Origin of the sequence: Streptomyces niveus, assembly GCF_001723055.1 — a bacterium.
Taxonomy (GTDB): domain Bacteria; phylum Actinomycetota; class Actinomycetes; order Streptomycetales; family Streptomycetaceae; genus Streptomyces; species Streptomyces niveus.
In genome coordinates, this window is the sequence record NZ_MDCR01000138.1 from 1 (window position 1) to 19,397 (window position 19,397).

The window sequence follows — 19,397 nt, forward strand, 5'->3', positions numbered from 1 at the left end:
CCGTACTGCCGCTGCGCGCCGCTGCCGCCGCCGCCCAGTCCGGGCTGCCGATCTCCCCGTACGTCGTCCGGCGACTCGCCGCCGCGCACCCGCTGCCCACGCCGTGGCCCGCGGCGGCGCGCGAGGAGTTCGTCACCCTGCTCGGCGCGGGAGAGTCCACCGTCGACGTCTGGGAGGCGTTCGAGGCCGAAGGGCTCATCACCCGCCTCATCCCCGAGTGGGAGCGCGTCCGTTGCCGGCCCCAGCGCAACGCCGTGCACACCTGGACCGTCGACCGCCACCTCGTCGAGACGGCGGTCGCGGCGTCCGCGCTGACCCGGCGGGTGAGCCGCCCCGACCTGCTCCTGGTCGCCGCCCTGCTCCACGACATCGGCAAGGGCCTGCCCGGTGACCACTCCGAGGCCGGGGCGCCCGTCGCGCGCACCGTCGCGCTGCGGATCGGCTTCGACCGGGCCGACGCGGACGTCGTCGCCGCGCTCGTACGCCACCACCTGCTGCTCGTCGAGACGGCCACACGGCGGGACCTCGACGACCCCGCCACCGTCAGCTCCGTCGCCGAGAAGGTCGAATCCCTCTCGACCCTCGAACTGCTCCACGCGCTCACCGAGGCCGACGCGCTCGCCACCGGGCCCGCCGCCTGGTCCGCGTGGCGCGGATCACTCGTCACCGACCTCGTCGGCCGTGTCGCCGCCGCTCTCGCGGGCAAGACGCCGGCCGCGCCGCGCCCCGTCGTGACCAGCGCCGAGCAGGAACGCCTGGCAGTCGAGGCGCTGCGCACCGGCGGCCCCGTCCTGTCCCTCCACGCCCAGCCGCAGCCTCCTCAGGAGGACGACGAGCCCGAGCCGATCGGCGTCGAACTGCTCATCGCCCTGCCCGACCGCCCCGGTGTCCTGCCGGCCGCCGCCGGCGTCCTCGCGCTGCACCGTCTCACCGTGCGGGCGGCCGACCTGCGCATCGTCGAACTGCCCACCGCGCTCGGCGAGGCCTGCGACGTCCTGCTGCTGAGCTGGCGGGTCGCGGCGGCGTACGGCTCCCTGCCCCAGGCGACGCGGCTGCGCGCCGACCTCGTACGCGCGCTGGACGGTTCGCTGGACATCCGGTCCCGGCTCGCGGAACGCGAGGCCGCGTATCCCCGGCGGCGTGGCACCCAGGCTCCGCCGCCCCGTGTGACGGTGGTGCCGGGCAGTTCCGAACTCGCCACCGTCATCGAAGTCCGCGCCCAGGACGCCCCCGGTCTGCTGCACCGCATCGGGCGGGCGCTGGAGGAGGCGGCGGTACGGGTCCGCAGCGCGCACGTGTCCACGCTGGGCGCGAACGTGGTGGACACCGTGTACGTCACCCGCGCCGACGGGGCCCTTCTTACGGAGGGCGAGGCGTCGACGGTCGCGAAGATGGTGGAGGAGGCCCTGCGCGGCTGACCGGGCGGCCGGGCGGCCTGCGGTACGGGGCGCGCGATGCCGTCCTACGGGGCGGCGCGACGCCGTCGCCGAGGGCCCCGTACAGGCATTCACACCGGGCAGGGCCCCCCGTGTTCGCCCGGCCGGATACCCTGGAGAGCAATCCACTCTGCCCCCGACCCCTGAGGACCTACGAGCGCCGTGTTCGATACCCTCTCCGATCGCCTCTCAGCGACGTTCAAAACCCTCCGCGGCAAGGGGCGGCTGTCCGAGGCGGACATCGACGCCACCGCACGCGAGATCCGCATCGCGCTCCTTGAGGCGGACGTCGCGCTCCCCGTGGTCCGCGACTTCACCGCGAAGGTCAAGGAGCGGTCGCGCGGCGAGGAGGTGTCGCGGGCGCTCAACCCCAGCCAGCAGATCATCAAGATCGTCAACGAGGAACTCGTAGGCATCCTCGGCGGCGAGACGCGGCGCCTGCGCTTCGCCAAGCAGCCGCCCACCGTGATCATGCTCGCGGGTCTCCAGGGCGCGGGCAAGACGACCCTCGCGGGCAAGCTGGGCCTCTGGCTCAAGGGCCAGGGCCACTCCCCGCTGCTGGTCGCCTGTGACCTCCAGCGCCCCAACGCCGTGAACCAGCTCGCCGTCGTCGCCGAACGCGCCGGCGTCTCGGTGTACGCGCCCGAGCCCGGCAACGGCGTCGGTGACCCGGTCAAGGTCGCCAAGGACTCCATCAAGTACGCGAAGGACCGGGTCCACGACGTTGTCATCGTCGACACCGCCGGCCGTCTCGGCATCGACGAGGAACTGATGCGGCAGGCCGCGGACATCCGCGACGCCGTCAGCCCCGACGAGGTCCTGTTCGTCGTCGACGCGATGATCGGACAGGACGCGGTCAACACCGCCGAGGCGTTCCGCGACGGCGTCGGCTTCGACGGCGTCGTGCTGTCCAAGCTCGACGGCGACGCCCGTGGCGGCGCCGCGCTCTCCATCGCGCACGTCACCGGCAAGCAGATCATGTTCGCCTCCAACGGCGAGAAGCTGGACGAGTTCGACGCGTTCCACCCGGACCGCATGGCGTCCCGCATCCTCGACATGGGCGACATGCTCAGCCTCATCGAGAAGGCCGAGCAGACCTTCAGCCAGGCCGAGGCCGAGAAGATGGCCCAGAAGCTGGCGAAGGGGCCCAAGGAGTTCACGCTCGACGACTTCCTGGCGCAGATGGAACAGGTCCGGAAGATGGGCTCCATCTCGAAGCTGCTCGGGATGCTGCCCGGCATGGGGCAGATGAAGGACCAGATCAGCAACCTCGACGAGCGGGACGTCGACCGTACGGCCGCGATCATCAAGTCCATGACGCCGGGCGAGCGGCACGAGCCGACGATCATCAACGGCTCACGCCGGGCGCGTATCGCCAAGGGCTCCGGCGTCGAGGTCAGCGCCGTGAAGAATCTGGTGGAGCGGTTCTTCGAGGCCCGCAAGATGATGTCGAAGATGGCGCAGGGCGGGGGGATGCCGGGCATGCCGGGCGCCCCTGGCTCGGGCGGCGGTCCCGGTCGGCAGAAGAAGCAGCAGAAGCAGGCCAAGGGCAAGCGGCGCTCCGGCAACCCGATGAAGCGCAAGCAGGAGGAGCAGGCCGCCGCCGCGCGGCGCGAGGAGGCGGCGCAGGCGGGTGGCGCGTTCGGCCTCCCGGCCGCCGAGGCGGACAAGAACTTCGAACTGCCCGACGAGTTCAAGAAGTTCATGGGCTGAGGCCAGGGCTCGGCCGGGGCGGATCGCGCCCCGGCGCCGTCCCTACGGCGCTCCGCGCCCCCGGCCGAGCAGCGACGCCCCCGTCGTGAGGGCGGCCACGTCCAGGCCGAGGGCCGCGGCGGCTGTCGCCCCGACGTCCGCCAACGTGGCGGCGTCCGGCAGGAGTTCGATCCCCGCGGCCTCCGGGCGGTGGATCAGGACGGGTACGTACTCGCGGGTGTGGTACGCGTGGCCGATCGTCGGGTCGTTGCCGTGGTCGGCCGTGACGACGAGGCGGTCGCCCGGTGCGGTGAGCAGCCCCATCAGCTCCGTGAGCCCCACGTCGACCTGCTCCAGGACGCTGCCGTAGCGCCCCGTGTCCTGCTGGTGGCCCGCGAGATCGCTCTCCTGGACGTTCGCGACGACGAGACCGCCCTGCCCGCCCCGTCCGCCTCGTACGGCCGCCAGTGTGTGTTCCAGCACCTCCGCCGTCGCGACCGCGGGGCGCCGTACGGCGGCCTCGCACGCCAGGATGTCAGCCGCCTTGCCGACGAGGGTGACGGGGAGGCCCGCACGGGCGGCGATGTCGGGCAGTTGCCCGGTGTGGTCGAGATCCACGCCCAGATGCCGCACCTGGAGCCCACCGTTGCGGTAGAAGCCGGTGGCCGGCGTGTCCAGCCCGACGGTGCCGCCGTCCCCGTCACGTACGTACGTGGCCAGCGCCCCGTCCGCGTGGCCGCCGACGGCGATGACCCGGGCGACTGGGGCCACCGCGCGCACCGTACGGGCGATGGAGACGATGCGGTCGAAGGACATGTCGTCGAGACGCGCGGAGGCGTTCCAGTTGATGCCTGGGTCGGCCTCCAGGTTGTCGTGGACCAGCACGGCGCCGTCGACGAGCAGGAGCGGCTGCCCCGGCAGGGGCTCGACCAGGTGCCCCGCCGACTTCAGCGCGCCGCTCACCTCGTCGAGATGTCCGCCGAGCGGGGCCACCGTGACCCGGCTGAAGTCCGCGCCCATCATGGTCTGATGCCCGGCGAACGTGTCCGCCCCGGGGTAGCCGAGGGCGGCCCGGCCGACGGCGACGGGGCGGCTGGTCCGGCGGGCCAGATCAGGGTGCGGATGGACCAGGCCGAGACCCAGCGCCCCGAGCGCGGGCAGCCGGAGTGGCCGGCCCAGCGACGCGCGGCAGTGGTCGAGGACATGCCCGCAGGTGTCGGCGGTGAGATCGCCGGGGCGCAGGGCTCCCGCGTCCGGCATCGCACCGACACCGAACCCGTCGATGACGACGATCACGGTCGTGCTCATGGCTCTGGCTCCTTACCGGGCCCGGCCCTGGGCGTCGTACAGGCCGGTCAGCCTGGGTTCTCCGGTGGAGAGCCCGGCGACGACCGCGACGGTCGAGCGGGTGACGAAGATCTGGGTGCGGAAGGCGAGCACGGCGGTGTCCCCGACCTCAACGTCCGCGGCATGAGTGGGGCGTTGGAGCAGTCGGTAGTAGTCGATGTTCTCCGCCGGAGCGTCCTGTACGGGCAGGCGCAGCCCGGTACGTGGCAGCAGGGCGTCGCGGATGTGGGCGCGAGGGTAGAAGCCGCCGCCGTGGAGCGCGGGCCGTCCGTCGGCGAGGGTGTGGGCGACCTCGCTGACGTACACGTAGGCGGGCCGCTCCGGCTGCTGGTGATCGACCGCGTGCAGCGGGGTCGTCCCGGTCAGGGCGTGACCCGGTTCGCCGTGCGTGGCGCCCAGCTCGGCGAGCAGGGGGAGCGTGGCCATGGAGGTGGCACTCGGGGCGCTGAGCTTCAGCCCTTCGTGCCCGCGTGCGGTCAGCAACTCGCGCGCCGTGATCGCCAGTTGGAAATTCTGCGTGGCGGTCGGCGCCCCGGTCAACGGATCGCACAGGACACAGGGGAACGCCGTGACACCCGCGATCCGGATGCCCGGCAGCGACTCGGCCGCCGCCGCGAAGTCGTCGAGCCCGGCGAGCGGTACGCCGCCCTCCTGCCCCGGATAGACCTTGTCGGTGCCCTCCAGCCGTACGAGGACGTCCTGGACGAGGCCGAGCCGCCGGGCGGCGTCCGAGACGGCGCGGGCGTTGGCCAGGTCGAAGACGGTCACCGTCTCCGGCCGCCAGCCGAGCATCTCGGGCAGCTGACGGGGCGGGATCTGTACGAGGTGGCCGAGGTTGCCGGCGCGTGCCCCCGCCTCGTGCAGCAGCCGCGCCTCGTACGGATCAATCGCCGCGAACCGGGGGATGTGCCGGGCGATCGCCCGGATCAGCGTCGGATTGCGGCCGATCTGCTTGACCACGAACCAGAGTGAGAGGCCGAGCCGTTCGGCCTCGCCGGCCAGCAGCGCGGCGTTGGCCTCCATGGTGTCGGCGTCGATCACGTACGTGTCGGGCGGAACGGCGCCGGAGCGGTGCAGCGAGACCGCCACATCGACGAGTTCGGGGTTGCGGGCCAGGACGGCGTCCAGGAACACGGTCAGTCCTTCAGGTCGTGCAGCGAACGGCGGAGAATCTCGATCACCAGATCGGCGCCGGCCCGCATGGGGTTGATCCGCACGGTCCGGTCGGCGAGTTCCGGAGCGTCGTCGAGGGACGAGCTGGACATCCGGTAGAAGAGCGGGGCGATCTCGTAGCGGGAGTTGGAGCCTACGGGGTACGGCGCGGCGCCGTGCCGCGCCGCCGCCGCAGGCAGTTCACGCGCGACGGGCCGGTCCAGGCGTACGAGCAGACAGCGGTCCTGCGCGTTGGCGATCCGTACCTCCGCCACACCGGGCACCTCACCGGCGGCGAGCCGGTCCGCGATCTCAGCCCCGACCTGCGACTGCACGGCCCACATGACGGGGACGTGCGTGAGAGCGCGCAGCGCGTCGAGCGCCTGGTGGCCCTGCACCTGACCACCGCCCGAGTAGTTGTCGGCGCGTACGCGCTCCACGACGTCGGCCGCCCCGACGACGGCGCCGACCCCTTCCGGCCCGTGCAGTTTGAAGAGCGAGAAGCACGAGGCGTCGGCGCCCAGCTCAACTCCGCACGACGGGGCGCGCATTACCGCGTAGTTGTCGTCCACGATCGTGCGCACCCCGGCGGCGCGGCAGGCCGCGAGGATGTCCCCCATGTCGTACGAGTCGGCGAGCCGCTGCCGGCTGTGCTGGACGTACGCCCACCCGAACTCACCCGATTCCAGGGCCTCGCGCAGCGCCGTGGCGTCGTTGAAGTCCGCCTCGACGGTGCGGACTCCGAGTCCGCGCAGCGTCACCGCGGTGGTGCGGTAGACGGGTGCCCGGTGGATCAGCAGCGGGTCACCGGCCCCGACGGCGCCCTGGAGCGCGGCCCGGATGGCGCCCGTACCGGCGCCCTGCACCAGCGCGGCGTCCTCGGCGCCGAAGAAGTCGGCCAGCACCGACTCGACCCGCGCGGTGGTACGGGGCCGGCCCAGGTCCGGCACCACACCCGCGTCCGCCTCGAAGAGCTGCTGGCCCTCGAACCGGGCGGCGACGCACTCCAGCAGCCGGAACTGCTTCCGGACCGCGTCGTCCAGCGGGATCGTCGCCAGGGGGAAGGTCCGCGGCAGTTGTACGGACATCTCAGTGGTTCTCCTTCGTGTCCGCGCCGGTCAGGAACCGGAGCGGATTGCGCCGAGTCATCAGATCGATCAGGTCCTCGCCCACGCCGGCCGCCCGTACCCGGGGCAGGAAGGACCGGAAGAGATACCCGTACCCCTGACCACCCTCCGACAGCAGGTAGGCGTGCCGGGAGATGTCGCAGCTGAGCAGGATGCGGTCGGCGTGGCCTGCCTCCACCAGCGCCAGCAGGAGGCGCAGTCGCGTCGTGTCGCTCTGGTAGCTCTCCTTGCCGACCGTGTCGAAGGCGACGTACGCGCCGCTCGCCGCCAGCTCACGGTGCACGGGCGGGGCGTCGAGCAGGTCCTGGTGGCCCAACGAGATCCGGTGGGGCGAGAGACCGGCGCCGGTGAGCAGTTCCAACTGGGCGAGAGCGCCACGGCCGAGCTGGGCGTGGGTGGCGACCGACAGCCCCGTGGCGACGGCGGCGTGCGCCGAGGCCAGCAGTGCGCGGGTCTCGGGCTCGGTCGGTGTGTCGCCGTGGCTGCCGATCTCGCCGAGTACGCCGGGGCGGATTCCGGTGTCGCCGAAGCCGTCGTCGATCTCCTTCACGAGGGTCGCGGTCAGCTCCTCGACGGAGGCACCGTCCAGCTCTGCCGGGTGGAACGGCTCGTAGTACCACCCGGTCGCGGCCACCACCGGCACCCCGGACTGCGCGGAGATCCGTGCCAGTGCCTGCGGGTGGCGGCCCATGCCGCGGCAGGTCAGCTCGACGACCAGGCCGAGCCCGTACTCCTCACGCAGGGCCGCCAGTTCCGCGACGACGGCGGCCCCGTGCCGGTCCGCGTCCAGCACCGCCGCACCCTCCCCGGCGCGGTCGAGATCGAGGACCAGGTGCTCGTGGGCGAGCGCGGGGCCGCGTACGGCGGAGACGGGCAACGGGCCGGTGACGGTGCGCAGATGGCGCGGCGGGCATACGTCGTCACCGGTGCGAGGCGCGGTGCCGGAGTCGGCGTGCTGCATGGTGCGGGGGCCTTCCTGTGTGGTGCGTGTTCGCTGCGGCGCGTCCCGTGACGCCCCTACCCCTTGATCGGAGTGAACAGGTCCAGCCAGTAGAGGACGTTCAGCAGCACTCCGCCCACGATGACCGCCGCGGGCGCCGCCGCCATCCGCACCACGGGGCGGCCCATCGACTCGTTGAGCAGGTAGAGCCCGCCCACGATGAGGATGCCGAGCCCTCCACCCATGACGTTGGCGGCCATCAGCGAACCGAAGAGGATGGCGAGCCCCAGAGCGTCGCCGATCGCGCTGCGCAGATGCTCGGAGGAGTCACGGACGCTGGGCAGCTTCCCGAGGACCTTGCCGATGGCGGAGAGCGCCAGCACCTCGATGGCGAAGACCGCCGCGCCGACGATCGCGGCGACGAACGGGTTCGGCATGAGGTAGCCGATGGGGTAGACGAAGGTGAAGCCCGCGATGCCGTACGCGCCGGAGGCGAGCGCCGTCGTCGCGATCAGCGGTACGAAGCCGAACGCCCGGTAGAAGTCGACCTGCGCGGCCTCCGCGTAGTCGCCCTTGGCGATCAGGAAACTCGTCGCCTCACCGCCGCCGAACACATGTGACTGCGCCAGCACGCAGACGCCGGCCCCGAGCAGCATGAACAGTGGCAGATGGCGGCGTAGGCGTAGCGCGCTCGCGCTGAAGAGCGAGGCCATCGGATCCTCCGCGGCGTCCGCCGTCCCGTCCTTCCCCTCCTGGGCGAAGTCGCCCGCCGCCGCTGCCTTCGCCGCCTCGGCGCGGTCCAACTTCCGCTGCGTCATGTCCTTGTTGACGGCGAAGCCGATGAGCGTCAGGACTCCGACGGCCATCGCGATGGAGCCGGGGAAGATGTCGGGCCAGACCTTCATCGTCATCACGACGAGCGCCAGCTCGACGACCGCGGCTATCGCGCCCCGTAGCCGCCCGAACTGCTTGGTGATGGCGAGCACCGGAAAGAGCGTGAACAGGAACAGGATCGGCGTCGACATCTGCTGGAGTGCCGTCAGGAAGTCGACGGGCAGATCGTGGGCGAGGCTGTTGGCCCCGTTGAGGCCGAACACCACCACGGCGCCCCACGCGCCGCCGAGCAGCGGCGCGATCCACTTCTTGGGCGACAGGATGCCCAGGATGTCGGTCGGCAGGAAGACCAGCCACGGGTTGAGCACACCGGTGGACAGCGCCATCGGGGCGCCGAGACCGAAGATGAAGCCGGCGGAGAGACCGAAGGCCACGGCGGTCGTCGCGTTGCGCGTGGTCCGCCCCTGGATGAAGTCGAGCATGAAGGGGCGCACACCGTCGTTGAAGACGGCCAGTGCCATGTGGGAGATGAACGCGGTCAGCGCACACAGCGCTATCACGGTCAGTTGCTGTGCCAGCGAGAGGTCGAGATCGGTCGAACTCGCTGCGAGGACGCTGTTCACGGGATTCACTCCTCAGTGCCCGGCGGGGGCCTGGCCCGGCGCGGGGTCTTACGAGGTCCGGCGAGCCCTTTCGGGTTCGTACGGGGGGTACGGGGCTGTCAGCCGCGCGCGGCGATGGCGCGGGCCATGAGCGGGGCGATCACGTCGATCTGGTCGATGGCGAAGCCGAAGACCTTCTTGCCCTCCGCGAGCAGGGCGTTCACCTCGTCCTCCGTGGGCACGGAGCGGCCGAACGTGTGGCACGCGGATTTACCGAGCAGTCCGACGAGTACGCCGAGGGAGGCGCCGGCGCCGGTGTGGCAGGTGCCGAGGAAGTAGTCGGCCTGGCCGCCGCGGAGTTTCATCGCGGCGTCCATGTCGTTGGAGACCGTGACCTCGATGCCGTCGAGGCCGAGCTTCTTGACGGTCTCGGTGACCTCGGCCTTGCCGACGCCGCCGGTGAGGATCTTCGTCATGGCTGGTTCCTTCTCATGTCTCGTGCCGTGGGGGCGAGTTCTGGTCGAGCAGGGCGAGGTGCAGTCCGAGGAAGTTGATCTCGGAGTCGGGTAGGGGAGCGCCGAGTTCCGACGCCGCGCGTGCGGAGACGGCGCGGGCCCGTGCCACCGCCCTCGGATGTCCGGCGAGTTCGGCGGTGATCTCGGAGTCGGTGGGGAACTCCGCGATCGGTTGGCCGTCGAGCAGCCTCGTGAGCGCCATCATGAGGTGACTGGTGAGCGTTCCGGCCGTCTCCTCGGTGACGGTGCGGCCCTCGGCGGCCAGGGCGTCCAGCTCCGCCGTCACGAACTCGGCGGCCTCAGGGCGGACTTGACCGCCTTCGCGGAACAGCTGGATACGCAGGGCGAGCCGGTCGTCCATGGTGGGTCCCCTCCTTCAATACGACAGTAACCAGGATTTTGGATTTTGAGCAGAGGCTCGTCTTCTTCTTTCTTTTTCTCGACGGGGCGAGGCCGCTCCGTCCCCGCCCCGTCGGTGCGGGCCGGATGGTCAGTACGACGGGGCGCGCTCACCTCGCAGTACCTCTGCCTGGCAGGTGGTGACGAGCGACAGGTCAAGGGAGTCACGTACGGCGCCGAGCGCCTTCGCCCCCTCGGTCCTGCCGATGATCGCGGCGCTGGAGTTGCGCGAGGACAGATCGCGGGTGACCTCGTCGCCCAACGGCAGCACGTCCACGCCCTCGCCGAGCCGGTCCTGGACCTCGTCGAGGTTCCACAGGGTGGCGTCGACCCGGTCGTGCGCGAACAGGTCGCGCAGCTGCATGTACGACGCCTCGACCCACCTGATGTCCGCGCGTCCGGCGAAGACGCGCTCCGCGAGTATGCGCTGGTCCTCGGAGGCGTGGTCGACGGCGACCCGCAACCCGTCGGTCTCCAGGCTCGCGCCGTGCCGCAGCAGCAGCCCGTGCGCCCCGACGTACGTCCCGGGGCCGAGGTCCGCGACCAGCTCGACGGGGCGCTCCTCGATCAGCCGGTCGGCGGCGAAGCGCGAGAGGACCACCAGGTCGACCTTGCCCTCGATCAGCGCGGTGGTGCGGGTCCCGGCGCCACGCATGAAGGTGATCGCGAAAGGCGCCCCGGCCTGCTCGAACGCGGCGCGCAGCCCGGTGGCCAGTCCCTCGTACCGGTGCGAGTACGGCAGCGGCATCGCTGCCAGGAGGGTGCCGAGCCCCGACAGTCGCCAGAGGACGGAGCGGTCGGAGTCCACGAGGAACGTGCCGAGGTGGCCGCGCGCGGTCGTGCGGATCGCGCCGGCCGTCTCCAGGAGCTGGAGGGCGGCCTGGACGGTGCCGTTGCCGACGCCCAGTTCCTCGGCGAAGTCGCGGACGCGGGGCAGTCGGGTGTCCGGTTCGTGATTGAGCAGCAGGACGGCGAGCTGCTGGGCGGCGAGGCCGTTGCGGGTCAGGAAGCGTTCATCGAAGCCGGTCACAGAAGGGACAGTAACCAGGATTCTGGATACTGACAAGAGTCTCTTCGCTCGCGGTTCGTCGTGGAACTCTGCGCCCGGAACTGCGGCGCAGGGGCCACCCGACCGCCGTACAGTCCGGCGGCGGGGTGGCCCCCGCCCTCACGTCATCACGTGCGGCGGCGTTGTCAGGGCGTGCGTGCGATCAGGTAGCGGAAGACGTTGGGCATCCATACGGTGCCGTCGCGCCGGACATGCGGGTGAAGGGCCTCCGTTATCTCCTTCTCCACCTGCCGCTGATCCGTCGCACGCACCGCCGCGTCGAACACCCCCGTCGACAGCAACCCGCGCAGGGCGCTCTCCATCCCCGCGTAGCCGAACGGGCAGGACACCCGCCCCGAACCGTCAGGCTTCAGCCCCGCCCGCGCCGCCACGTCCTCCAGGTCGTCCCTGAGCGGCGGACGGTAGCCACCGCCTTTGCGCAGCCGCTCCGTCAGCCGCCCCGCCACCCGCAGGACCCCCGACGTCGCGCACCGCTCCGGCGGGCCCCAGCCGGCGAGCACCACGGGGGTGCCGCGGTCCGCCAGCGGAACCGCCTCCGCCAGCGCGGGTCCGAGTCCGTCCGAGTCGCCGGAGGCGACACCGATGGGCTGGAAAGCCGTGATCACGTCGTAGGAAGACCGCCGCGGCTCCACCGAAGGGCGCCCGGCCTCCGCGACGGCGGTCGTGCCACCCGTCAGTACGCGCGCTCGGGCCCGTACGCCGAACCGCCCCGACGGGGCGGCCACAGCCCTTCCGGGCGGCGCCGGCGGCGCCGCGTGCGCCATGGGGCGCGCGTCGTGGACGAGCCGCTCACGGGCCAGCGCCACACGGTCCTGGTCGGCGTCCACCCCGGTGACCTGGGCGCCCCTGGCGGTGGCGATCAGCAGCGCCAGTCCGGAGCCGCAGCCGAGCCCGAGCAGCCGGGTGCCCGGACCGACCTCCAGACGCTCGTACACCGCCTCGTAGAGCGGCACCAGCATCCGTTCCTGGATCTCGGCCCAGTCACGGGCGCGCCCGTGACTGGGCTCCGTAGAAGGATCTGTCGAGGCCGCGTTCACCTGCTGCTGGCGGTGCTGGACGAGCGTACGAGTCATGGATAGCGCCCCAATCCGGCGAGAGGTCCTTGTGCCCTGATTGACAGCCCCCGTGTACGTGCGCGCCTTCGTCCCCCGTATGTCAGGGAACTCCGCATCCGTGCCCGCGTCCAGTGGTTCGCGGGCAATCCTTGTGTGCTCCGGTTGTGCGCCCCGGCGCACGGAAAATCGCTCTCACCGGACGTTGTCGCCCTACGGTGCGAGCCTCCGTCGAAACGTCACTGGCCGCGCCCCGTGCGCCGCCGCTCCACCCGTGCGCGCAGCCCGTACGGGCAAGGCGGAACGGCGTACGAGGGTCGTTCACGGGCGTCGGCCGAGGTTGCGCCGAAAGGATGACGGCGTCGGGGTGCGTTCTCCCAACTCCCCATCGGCCGCGCCGGTATCGGACGAATCCGCGGTGCCTGCCCCGGGCGGGGCCGATGCCTGGGATCGGCGGGGCGGCCGTTAATGTCGTTCTTGTGGCCCCGCGCCGCCCGTACTACGGACCACACAGGCCGCAGACCACAGCCCACGGGGCCGGGCGGCAGGGGCGTCGGCACGGCTGCCCCAAGGCCGAGGCCGGGCGAAGGCTCGATCTGGTGTACGTATTTCTCCTACGCGTCCAGACGTAGCCGGTACTACGTACCGCCTTGTGGTGAGAAGCGAGGCTTCTCTACAGATCTACGCACCCGCCCTCGTCAGGACGCATCAATGGCAACTGACGGGTACGTGCAAATTATTTGGGATGCCCCGGAATGGAACCCGGGAGGGTCCAGGCTCGTTGTTCACGACGTGAGCACGACACCACCTGTCCTCGCCGCAGAACTGGCGCAGGCGTGGGCCGAGATTCAGCGGCACCACACCGAGCTGCCCGATCTTGCCGCGCCAGAGTCCCTGATCGGAGAGTCGTCGTCCGCCTGCGGCGCCGAGCTCTCCTTCGAGCGACTGCTTCATGAGGCAGTCCACGGCATCGCCGCCGCCCGGGGTGTCCGTGACACCTCCCGGGCCGGCCGCTACCACAACCGCCGATTCCTCGCGATCGCCGAGGAGTTGGGCCTGGACCATTCCGACGAGCCGCATCCCAGCAGCGGCTTCTCGCTGGTCTCACTCAACCCGGAGGCCAGACGGCGCTATCGCCCCACCATCGAGCGGCTCCAGCGCGCCCTCGCGGCGCACACGGTCGCGACGACGTCCGACACCGAGCGCAGCTTCCGCGGCCCCGCCGCGCGGCACGGCTCGTCGGGCGGCGGGGTGCGCGTGAAGGCGGTCTGCGACTGCGGCCGTAACGTGCGCGTCGTCCCGTCGGTCCTCGCCCAGGCCCCGATCGTCTGCGGCGGCTGCGGCAAGCCGTTCCGCATTCCGGAAGCGGTCGCCGCTGCGAGCTGAGCACCACCGCCGCCCGCCCGGCCCCGGAGCCGTCCCGCGCAAGGAGCGGGAGCGAGCCGCTCAGGTCGGGCGGGGCGCGGCGCGCCCGAGGCGTGTGGCACAATGACCAGCTGTACTCGACAGTCGCACAGGACCCCTCTCTCCTCCGGCTGACGCGTCCATCGGGCACACGAGTACCGCAACCCCACGCGGCATGTCGATGTGCCCAACCACGTCAAGATCCAGGAGAGACCACTTCCGTGGCAGTCAAGATCAAGCTGAAGCGTCTGGGCAAGATCCGTTCGCCTCACTACCGCATCATCGTCGCCGACTCCCGCACCCGCCGTGACGGCCGGGCCATCGAGGAGATCGGCCTGTACCACCCGGTGCAGAACCCGTCGCGTATCGAGGTCGACTCGGACCGCGCGCGTTACTGGCTGTCCGTCGGCGCCCAGCCGACCGAGCCGGTGCTCGCGATCCTCAAGCTCACGGGCGACTGGCAGGCGCACAAGGGCCTGCCCGCGCCGGCGCCGCTGCTCCAGCCGGAGCCGAAGGCCGACAAGCGCGCCCTCTTCGAGGCCCTGTCCAAGGACGGCGACGAGCCCAAGGGTGACGCCATCACCCCCAAGGCGAAGAAGGCCGACAAGAAGGCGGACGAGGCCGACGCCGCTGCCTCGGCGCCCGCCGCTGAGCCGACCGAGGCCTGAGCATGCTCGAGGAGGCTCTCGAGCACCTCGTGAAGGGCATCGTCGACAACCCGGACGATGTGCAGGTCGCCTCGCGCACCCTGCGCCGTGGCCGTGTGCTCGAGGTACGGGTCCACCCCGACGACCTCGGTAAGGTGATCGGCCGCAACGGCCGCACCGCACGCGCCCTGCGCACCGTCGTGGGCGCGATCGGCGGCCGTGGTATCCGCGTCGACCTCGTCGACGTGGATCAGGTCCGCTGACAGAGTTGTGAACCGGCACGGGCCGGGGAGGGCCAACGCCCTCCCCGGTCTTTGTCGTCTTCGCGGCGCGGACATGGATCACCGCGGCGTCGCTCCGCCGCCACCCGGGCCGGAGAAGCCGCAAAAGCGGTAGACGTCGCAGAAGTTGAGGAACAGGGGCGTGTGCAAGTGCAGTTGGTAGTCGCGCGGATCGGCCGTGCCCACGGCATCAAGGGCGAGGTCACCGTCGAGGTCCGTACGGACGAGCCCGAGCTGCGGCTCGGCCCCGGAGCCGTACTCGCCACCGAACCGGCCTCCACGGGCCCCCTGACGGTCGAGACCGGCCGGGTGCACAGCGGCAGGCTGCTACTGCGTTTCGCCGGAGTCGGCGACCGTACGGGCGCCGAGGCGCTGCGCAACACCCTGCTCATCGCCGAGGTGGACCCGCAGGACATGCCGGAGGACCCGGACGAGTACTACGACCACCAGCTCATGGACCTGGACGTCGTCCTGGCGGACGGCACGGAGGTCGGGCGGATCACCGAGATCACCCACCTTCCGTCGCAGGACCTGTTCATCGTGGAGCGGCCCGACGGCACCGAGGTCATGATCCCCTTCGTCGAGGAGATCGTGACCGAGATCGACCTGGTGGAGCAGCGGGCCGTGATCGACCCGCCGCCCGGGCTCATCGACGACAACGCGGTCGTCGCCGCCGGCTCCGATGACGACGAGGGTGACGGAACCCGCCCCGACGGTGCGCGGAAGGGCGAGCCGTCATGACGTCCGCCGCCACCCTGCGGGCCGACGTGATCACGATCTTCCCGGAGTACCTCGAACCGCTGAACGTCTCCCTCGTCGGCAAGGCGCGCGCGCGTGGCCGCCTGGACGTGGGCGTGCACGACCTCCGGGAGTGGACGTACGACCGGCACAACACGGTCGACGACACTCCCTACGGCGGCGGCCCCGGCATGGTGATGAAGACCGGCCCCTGGGGCGACGCCCTCGACGAGGCCATCGCGGACGGCTACGAGGCGGGCGCGCACCGCCCCGTCCTGGTCGTTCCCACGCCCAGTGGCCGCCCCTTCACCCAGGAACTCGCCGTCGAGCTCTCCGAGCGGCCCTGGCTCCTCTTCGCGCCGGCCCGGTACGAGGGCATCGACCGCCGCGTCGTCGACGAGTACGGGACGCGGATGCCGGTGTACGAGGTGTCCATCGGCGACTACGTCCTGGCCGGCGGCGAGGCGGCCGTCCTGGTCATCATGGAGGCCGTCGCGCGGCTGCTGCCCGGCGTCCTCGGCAACGCCGAGTCCCACCGCGACGACTCCTTCGCCCCCGGCGCGATGGCCGACCTGCTGGAAGGACCGGTCTACACGAAGCCCCCGGAGTGGCGCGGGCGTGTGATTCCGGACGTCCTCCTCAGCGGCCATCACAGCAAGATCGCGCGGTGGCGGCGGGACGAGGCATTCCGCCGTACGGCGCTCAACAGGCCCGACATGATCGAGCGTTGTGACGCGGCGGCCTTCGACAAGAAGGACCGCGAGATGCTCTCGATCATGGGCTGGGCCCCCGAGCCCGGTGGCCGATTTTGGCGCAGGCCCGAGGCCATGGAAGAATGAGCCGCTGCCGTACGTCCGGTGCGCGCCCCTGCCACAGGGGGAACGACGCCCATCCGACGAGAACGGCGCTCCGAATTTTCCTTTCGACATTCCGTTGATGACCTGTGGCATCAGCGAGGAAGCAGACGATCATGGCTCACCTGCTCGACACCGTCGACGCGGCGTCACTGCGCAGCGACCTCCCCGCCTTCCGCCCCGGCGACACCGTGAACGTCCACGTACGTGTCATCGAAGGCAACCGCTCCCGTATCCAGCAGTTCAAGGGCGTGGTCATCCGCCGACAGGGCTCGGGCGTCCGCGAGACCTTCACGGTCCGCAAGGTCTCCTTCTCCGTCGGCGTCGAGCGCACCTTCCCGGTGCACAGCCCGATCTTCGAGAAGATCGAGCTCGTCAGCCGTGGTGACGTACGTCGCGCCAAGCTCTACTACCTCCGTGAGCTGCGCGGCAAGGCCGCGAAGATCAAGGAGAAGCGCGACAACTGAGCCCAGGCTCGAACTCGCGCACGGTGCCCGTCGGACGGCCGGATAAGCTCTGAGCCCGATGGACACCGAACCACAGCACCTGGAGCGCGACCCCTCTTCCGCACCCGCCACAGGGAAGGAAGAGGGGTCGCGCTCCGTGCGTATGTCCGGGCTCCTGGGACATCTACGAGGGCTGTCATGGCGCAGGGCCGCAGGACTGGGTGTCCTGGTCACGGCCTCTCTCCTGCTGTTCAGCGCCTTCGTCGTGCAGCCCTTCCTGATCCCCAGCGGGTCGATGGAGCCCGGCCTCCAGGTCGGGGACCGGGTGCTGGTCAACAAGTTGGCGTACCGTTTCGGTACCGAGCCGCGGCGCGGGGATGTGGTCGTCTTCGACGGCACCGGGTCCTTCGTCGAGGAGCCCGCGCGGGAGAACCCCCTCACCGGGTTCACCCACGGGGCGGCGGCGGCCCTCGGTCTCGCCGAGCCCGCCGAGACCGATTTCGTGAAGCGCGTGATCGGCGTGGGAGGAGACCGGGTGGTCTGCTGCGACGAGGAGGGCAAGGTCGAGGTCAACGGCCGGGCCGTCGACGAGCGGTACCTGTACTTCGGCGACGCGCCGTCCAGCGCGCCCTTCGACATCGTCGTACCCTCCGGCACCCTCTGGGTGATGGGCGACCACCGCAGCAACTCCCGCGACTCACGTGACCACTTGGGCCGCCCCGGCGGCGGCGCGGTGCCTGTCGACAAGGTCATCGGGCGGGTGGACTGGATCGGCTGGCCGCTGGGCCGCTGGACCGCGCTGGAGGGCACCGACGCCTTCAGGCACGTAACCGGCCCGGACGGCGCCCATGGGTAACCGAGGACGGCCCGGGGGCCACCGCTCCGACACGCGGCTGCCGACCGGCACCAGACCCACCACGGGACGCGCCCTGCCGGGGCGCGCGGAGCGGCGCAGGCTCGCCCGCAAGGTGAAACGGCGCCGACGCCGCTCGGCGATGACCGAGATCCCGCTGCTGATCACCGTCGCGCTGCTGATCGCGCTCGTCCTCAAGACCTTCCTCGTCCAGGCGTTCGTGATCCCCTCCGGCTCCATGGAGCAGACGATCCGGATCGACGACCGGGTGCTCGTGGACAAGCTGACCCCCTGGTTCGGCTCCCGCCCCGAGCGCGGCGACGTCGTCGTGTTCAAGGACCCCGGCGGCTGGCTCCAGGAGGAGACCGAGCCGCCCGCGGACGACCCGGTCGTCGTCAAACAGGTCAAGCAGGTCCTCACCTTCATCGGACTGCTGCCGTCCGCCGACGAGCAGGACCTGATCAAGCGTGTCGTCGCCGTGGGCGGCGACACCGTGAAGTGTTGCGACAAGGACGGGCGCATCGTCGTCAACGGCGTACCGCTGACGGAGCCGTATCTGAATCCCGGCAATCCGCCGTCGAAGCTCGATTTCGAGGTGAAGGTGCCGACGGGGCGGATCTTCGTGATGGGCGATCACCGGTCCAACTCCGCCGACTCGCGCTTCCATCTCGACGAGGAGTTCCGCGGCACCGTGTCCGAGGACGAGGTCGTCGGACGGGCCGTCGTCATCGCCTGGCCGCTCGGTCACTGGCGGCGACTGGAGGAGCGCGGAACGTACGCCTCCGTACCGGACGCGCGCGCCGCACCGACCACGGCGCACGGCCCGTCGAATAGTGTGTCCTCTCAGGATCCGAACGGAATGATCCTGCTCCCGACCCCTGCGGAACTCCCGCTCGTTATGGGAGTAGTGGGCCTGCTCCGTCTCCGGAGCGGGCGGTTGTACGGACTGAGGAGTGGATGTGGGGGATTTGGCCGTCGGCGCACGATCCGGGCACGGTGAGTCCGAGGACAGGCCCGAGCAGCTCGCCGAGCCTTCCGCCGGTTCCGCCGGTTCCGCCGCGGAGACCCCGTCCGCGGGCGCGTACGCGGAGACGAACGACGAGGCGGCGCAGCGGCGGGGCGGTGGGCCCGAGGGCGGCGGCCCCGAGGACAGCGATTCGGAGGGCTACGGGGCTTCGGACGTGAAGAAGCCGCGCTCGTTCTGGAAGGAACTGCCTCTTCTGATCGGTATCGCGCTGTTGCTCGCGCTGCTGATCAAGACCTTCCTGGTGCAGGCGTTCTCGATCCCCTCGGACTCGATGCAGGACACCCTCCAGCGCGGGGACCGCGTGCTCGTCGACAAGCTCACGCCGTGGTTCGGCGCCGAGCCCGAGCGCGGCGAGGTCGTGGTCTTCCACGACCCGGGCGGCTGGCTCGACAGCACGGAGGCCCCCGAGCCCAACGTGGCGCAGAAGTTCCTCAGCTTCATCGGCCTCATGCCGTCCTCCGAGGAGAAGGACCTCATCAAGAGGGTCATCGCGGTCGGCGGCGACACGGTGGAGTGCAAGAAGGGCGGCAGCGTCCAGGTCAACGGGAAGACGCTGGACGAGAAGTCGTACATCTTCCCCGGAAACACCGCCTGTGACGACGAACCGTTCGGGCCGATCACGGTGCCCGACGGCCGGATCTGGGTGATGGGCGACCACCGGCAGAACTCTCTCGACTCCCGTTACCACCAGGAACTGCCGGGTCACGGCACCGTCTCCACGGACGAGGTCGTCGGCCGCGCGATCGTCATCGCCTGGCCGCTCGACCGGCTCTCGACGCTGCCTGTGCCCGACACGTTCGACCAGAAGGGTCTCAACGCGGCGGCTCTGGCGACGGCCGGGGCCCCCGCCGCCCTCGGCCTCGCCGGCGCCGTACCGCTGGTGTTCTGGCGCAGGCGGAGGCTGACCGGGGGACGTACCGCCGGGTAGGGTGCCGTCCCAGATCGCCGATCCGGCGATGATCATTCTCCGGGACGGGGGACG

20 protein-coding genes are annotated in these 19,397 nt (G+C 71.1%); 11 read left to right on the top strand and 9 right to left on the bottom strand.

Going from position 1 to position 19,397, the window contains the following annotated elements; translation table 11 throughout:
- Nucleotides 1–1,418 (top strand): HD domain-containing protein (locus BHU15_RS17410; RefSeq protein ID WP_141726834.1); only part of this gene is annotated, 1,418 nt, incomplete at its 5' end.
- Between the two features lie 180 nt (nucleotides 1,419–1,598).
- Entirely contained in the window at nucleotides 1,599–3,149 is a 1,551-nt protein-coding gene (gene ffh, locus BHU15_RS17415) for a signal recognition particle protein (RefSeq protein ID WP_023538373.1), read from the top strand.
- Between the two features lie 42 nt (nucleotides 3,150–3,191).
- Here ffh and BHU15_RS17420 read toward each other — a convergent pair whose 3' ends face one another.
- The 9 genes from BHU15_RS17420 to BHU15_RS17460 all read right to left on the bottom strand — a co-directional run bounded on the left by BHU15_RS17420 (nucleotide 3,192) and on the right by BHU15_RS17460 (nucleotide 12,186).
- Nucleotides 3,192–4,436: a phosphopentomutase gene (locus BHU15_RS17420; protein WP_069628035.1), complete on the bottom strand. Its 1,245-nt coding sequence runs from the start codon at nucleotides 4,434–4,436 to the stop codon at nucleotides 3,192–3,194.
- A gap of 12 nt (nucleotides 4,437–4,448) precedes the next feature.
- Nucleotides 4,449–5,609, bottom strand: coding sequence for an alanine racemase (locus BHU15_RS17425; RefSeq protein ID WP_069628036.1), 1,161 nt, complete (start codon nucleotides 5,607–5,609; stop codon nucleotides 4,449–4,451).
- A 2-nt stretch (nucleotides 5,610–5,611) separates the two neighbouring features.
- Entirely contained in the window at nucleotides 5,612–6,715 is a 1,104-nt protein-coding gene (locus tag BHU15_RS17430; RefSeq protein ID WP_069628037.1) for an aminotransferase class V-fold PLP-dependent enzyme, read from the bottom strand.
- 1 nt (nucleotide 6,716) lies between these two features.
- Entirely contained in the window at nucleotides 6,717–7,715 is a 999-nt protein-coding gene (locus BHU15_RS17435) for a phosphotriesterase family protein (RefSeq protein ID WP_079128202.1), read from the bottom strand.
- A 56-nt stretch (nucleotides 7,716–7,771) separates the two neighbouring features.
- A complete protein-coding gene (locus tag BHU15_RS17440; RefSeq protein ID WP_069628038.1) occupies nucleotides 7,772–9,151 on the bottom strand; it encodes a YhfT family protein in 1,380 nt (459 codons plus the stop codon).
- Nucleotides 9,152–9,249: 98 nt separating this feature from the next.
- Nucleotides 9,250–9,606 (bottom strand): DUF2620 domain-containing protein, encoded by a 357-nt coding sequence (locus BHU15_RS17445; protein WP_023538367.1) that lies wholly within the window; start codon nucleotides 9,604–9,606, stop codon nucleotides 9,250–9,252.
- Nucleotides 9,607–9,619: 13 nt separating this feature from the next.
- The gene (locus BHU15_RS17450) at nucleotides 9,620–10,006 is read right to left on the bottom strand and encodes a transcriptional antiterminator (RefSeq protein ID WP_069628039.1); all 387 of its coding nucleotides are present in this window, start codon (nucleotides 10,004–10,006) and stop codon (nucleotides 9,620–9,622) included.
- Between the two features lie 129 nt (nucleotides 10,007–10,135).
- Entirely contained in the window at nucleotides 10,136–11,074 is a 939-nt protein-coding gene (gene yhfZ, locus BHU15_RS17455; protein ID WP_069628040.1) for a GntR family transcriptional regulator YhfZ, read from the bottom strand.
- A gap of 164 nt (nucleotides 11,075–11,238) precedes the next feature.
- Nucleotides 11,239–12,186: a methyltransferase domain-containing protein gene (locus tag BHU15_RS17460; RefSeq protein WP_171908385.1), complete on the bottom strand. Its 948-nt coding sequence runs from the start codon at nucleotides 12,184–12,186 to the stop codon at nucleotides 11,239–11,241.
- A 771-nt stretch (nucleotides 12,187–12,957) separates the two neighbouring features.
- On the opposite strand from BHU15_RS17460, the gene BHU15_RS17465 reads away from it, so the two are divergent.
- From BHU15_RS17465 to lepB (BHU15_RS17505), 9 genes are all read left to right on the top strand, one after another.
- On the top strand, nucleotides 12,958–13,551 hold the full coding sequence (locus BHU15_RS17465) for a hypothetical protein (protein WP_023538363.1): 594 nt from the start codon (nucleotides 12,958–12,960) through the stop codon (nucleotides 13,549–13,551).
- 239 nt (nucleotides 13,552–13,790) lie between these two features.
- Nucleotides 13,791–14,237, top strand: a complete 447-nt coding sequence (gene rpsP / locus BHU15_RS17470) for a 30S ribosomal protein S16 (protein ID WP_023538362.1) — start codon at nucleotides 13,791–13,793, stop codon at nucleotides 14,235–14,237.
- Nucleotides 14,238–14,239: 2 nt separating this feature from the next.
- Nucleotides 14,240–14,479 (top strand): RNA-binding protein, encoded by a 240-nt coding sequence (locus BHU15_RS17475; RefSeq protein ID WP_003980229.1) that lies wholly within the window; start codon nucleotides 14,240–14,242, stop codon nucleotides 14,477–14,479.
- A 168-nt stretch (nucleotides 14,480–14,647) separates the two neighbouring features.
- Complete coding sequence (gene rimM, locus BHU15_RS17480; protein WP_069628042.1) at nucleotides 14,648–15,238, top strand: ribosome maturation factor RimM; 591 nt, start codon at nucleotides 14,648–14,650, stop codon at nucleotides 15,236–15,238.
- 14 nt (nucleotides 15,239–15,252) lie between these two features.
- Nucleotides 15,253–16,074: a tRNA (guanosine(37)-N1)-methyltransferase TrmD gene (gene trmD, locus BHU15_RS17485; protein ID WP_069628065.1), complete on the top strand. Its 822-nt coding sequence runs from the start codon at nucleotides 15,253–15,255 to the stop codon at nucleotides 16,072–16,074.
- 131 nt (nucleotides 16,075–16,205) lie between these two features.
- Nucleotides 16,206–16,556, top strand: a complete 351-nt coding sequence (gene rplS / locus BHU15_RS17490; protein ID WP_023538359.1) for a 50S ribosomal protein L19 — start codon at nucleotides 16,206–16,208, stop codon at nucleotides 16,554–16,556.
- A 58-nt stretch (nucleotides 16,557–16,614) separates the two neighbouring features.
- The gene (lepB, locus tag BHU15_RS17495) at nucleotides 16,615–17,391 is read left to right on the top strand and encodes a signal peptidase I (RefSeq protein WP_069628043.1); all 777 of its coding nucleotides are present in this window, start codon (nucleotides 16,615–16,617) and stop codon (nucleotides 17,389–17,391) included.
- The gene (gene lepB, locus BHU15_RS17500) at nucleotides 17,384–18,388 is read left to right on the top strand and encodes a signal peptidase I (protein ID WP_069628044.1); all 1,005 of its coding nucleotides are present in this window, start codon (nucleotides 17,384–17,386) and stop codon (nucleotides 18,386–18,388) included. Before lepB (BHU15_RS17495) ends, lepB (BHU15_RS17500) begins: the two co-directional genes overlap by 8 nt.
- Entirely contained in the window at nucleotides 18,357–19,343 is a 987-nt protein-coding gene (lepB, locus tag BHU15_RS17505; protein ID WP_069628045.1) for a signal peptidase I, read from the top strand. The genes lepB (BHU15_RS17500) and lepB (BHU15_RS17505) overlap by 32 nt, the downstream gene beginning before the upstream one ends.
- The last annotated feature ends 54 nt before the right edge of the window (nucleotides 19,344–19,397 follow it).

Coding starts and splice junctions, on each gene's coding strand:
- BHU15_RS17420 (WP_069628035.1), bottom strand. CDS start 4,436: ATGAGCACGACCGTGATCGTCGTCATCGACGGGTTCGGTGTCGGTGCG.
- BHU15_RS17430 (WP_069628037.1), bottom strand. CDS start 6,715: ATGTCCGTACAACTGCCGCGGACCTTCCCCCTGGCGACGATCCCGCTG.
- BHU15_RS17435 (WP_079128202.1), bottom strand. CDS start 7,715: ATGCAGCACGCCGACTCCGGCACCGCGCCTCGCACCGGTGACGACGTA.
- BHU15_RS17445 (WP_023538367.1), bottom strand. CDS start 9,606: ATGACGAAGATCCTCACCGGCGGCGTCGGCAAGGCCGAGGTCACCGAG.
- BHU15_RS17450 (WP_069628039.1), bottom strand. CDS start 10,006: ATGGACGACCGGCTCGCCCTGCGTATCCAGCTGTTCCGCGAAGGCGGT.
- BHU15_RS17460 (WP_171908385.1), bottom strand. CDS start 12,186: ATGACTCGTACGCTCGTCCAGCACCGCCAGCAGCAGGTGAACGCGGCC.
- BHU15_RS17475 (WP_003980229.1), top strand. CDS start 14,240: ATGCTCGAGGAGGCTCTCGAGCACCTCGTGAAGGGCATCGTCGACAAC.
- rplS (WP_023538359.1), top strand. CDS start 16,206: ATGGCTCACCTGCTCGACACCGTCGACGCGGCGTCACTGCGCAGCGAC.
- lepB (WP_069628043.1), top strand. CDS start 16,615: ATGGACACCGAACCACAGCACCTGGAGCGCGACCCCTCTTCCGCACCC.
- lepB (WP_069628044.1), top strand. CDS start 17,384: ATGGGTAACCGAGGACGGCCCGGGGGCCACCGCTCCGACACGCGGCTG.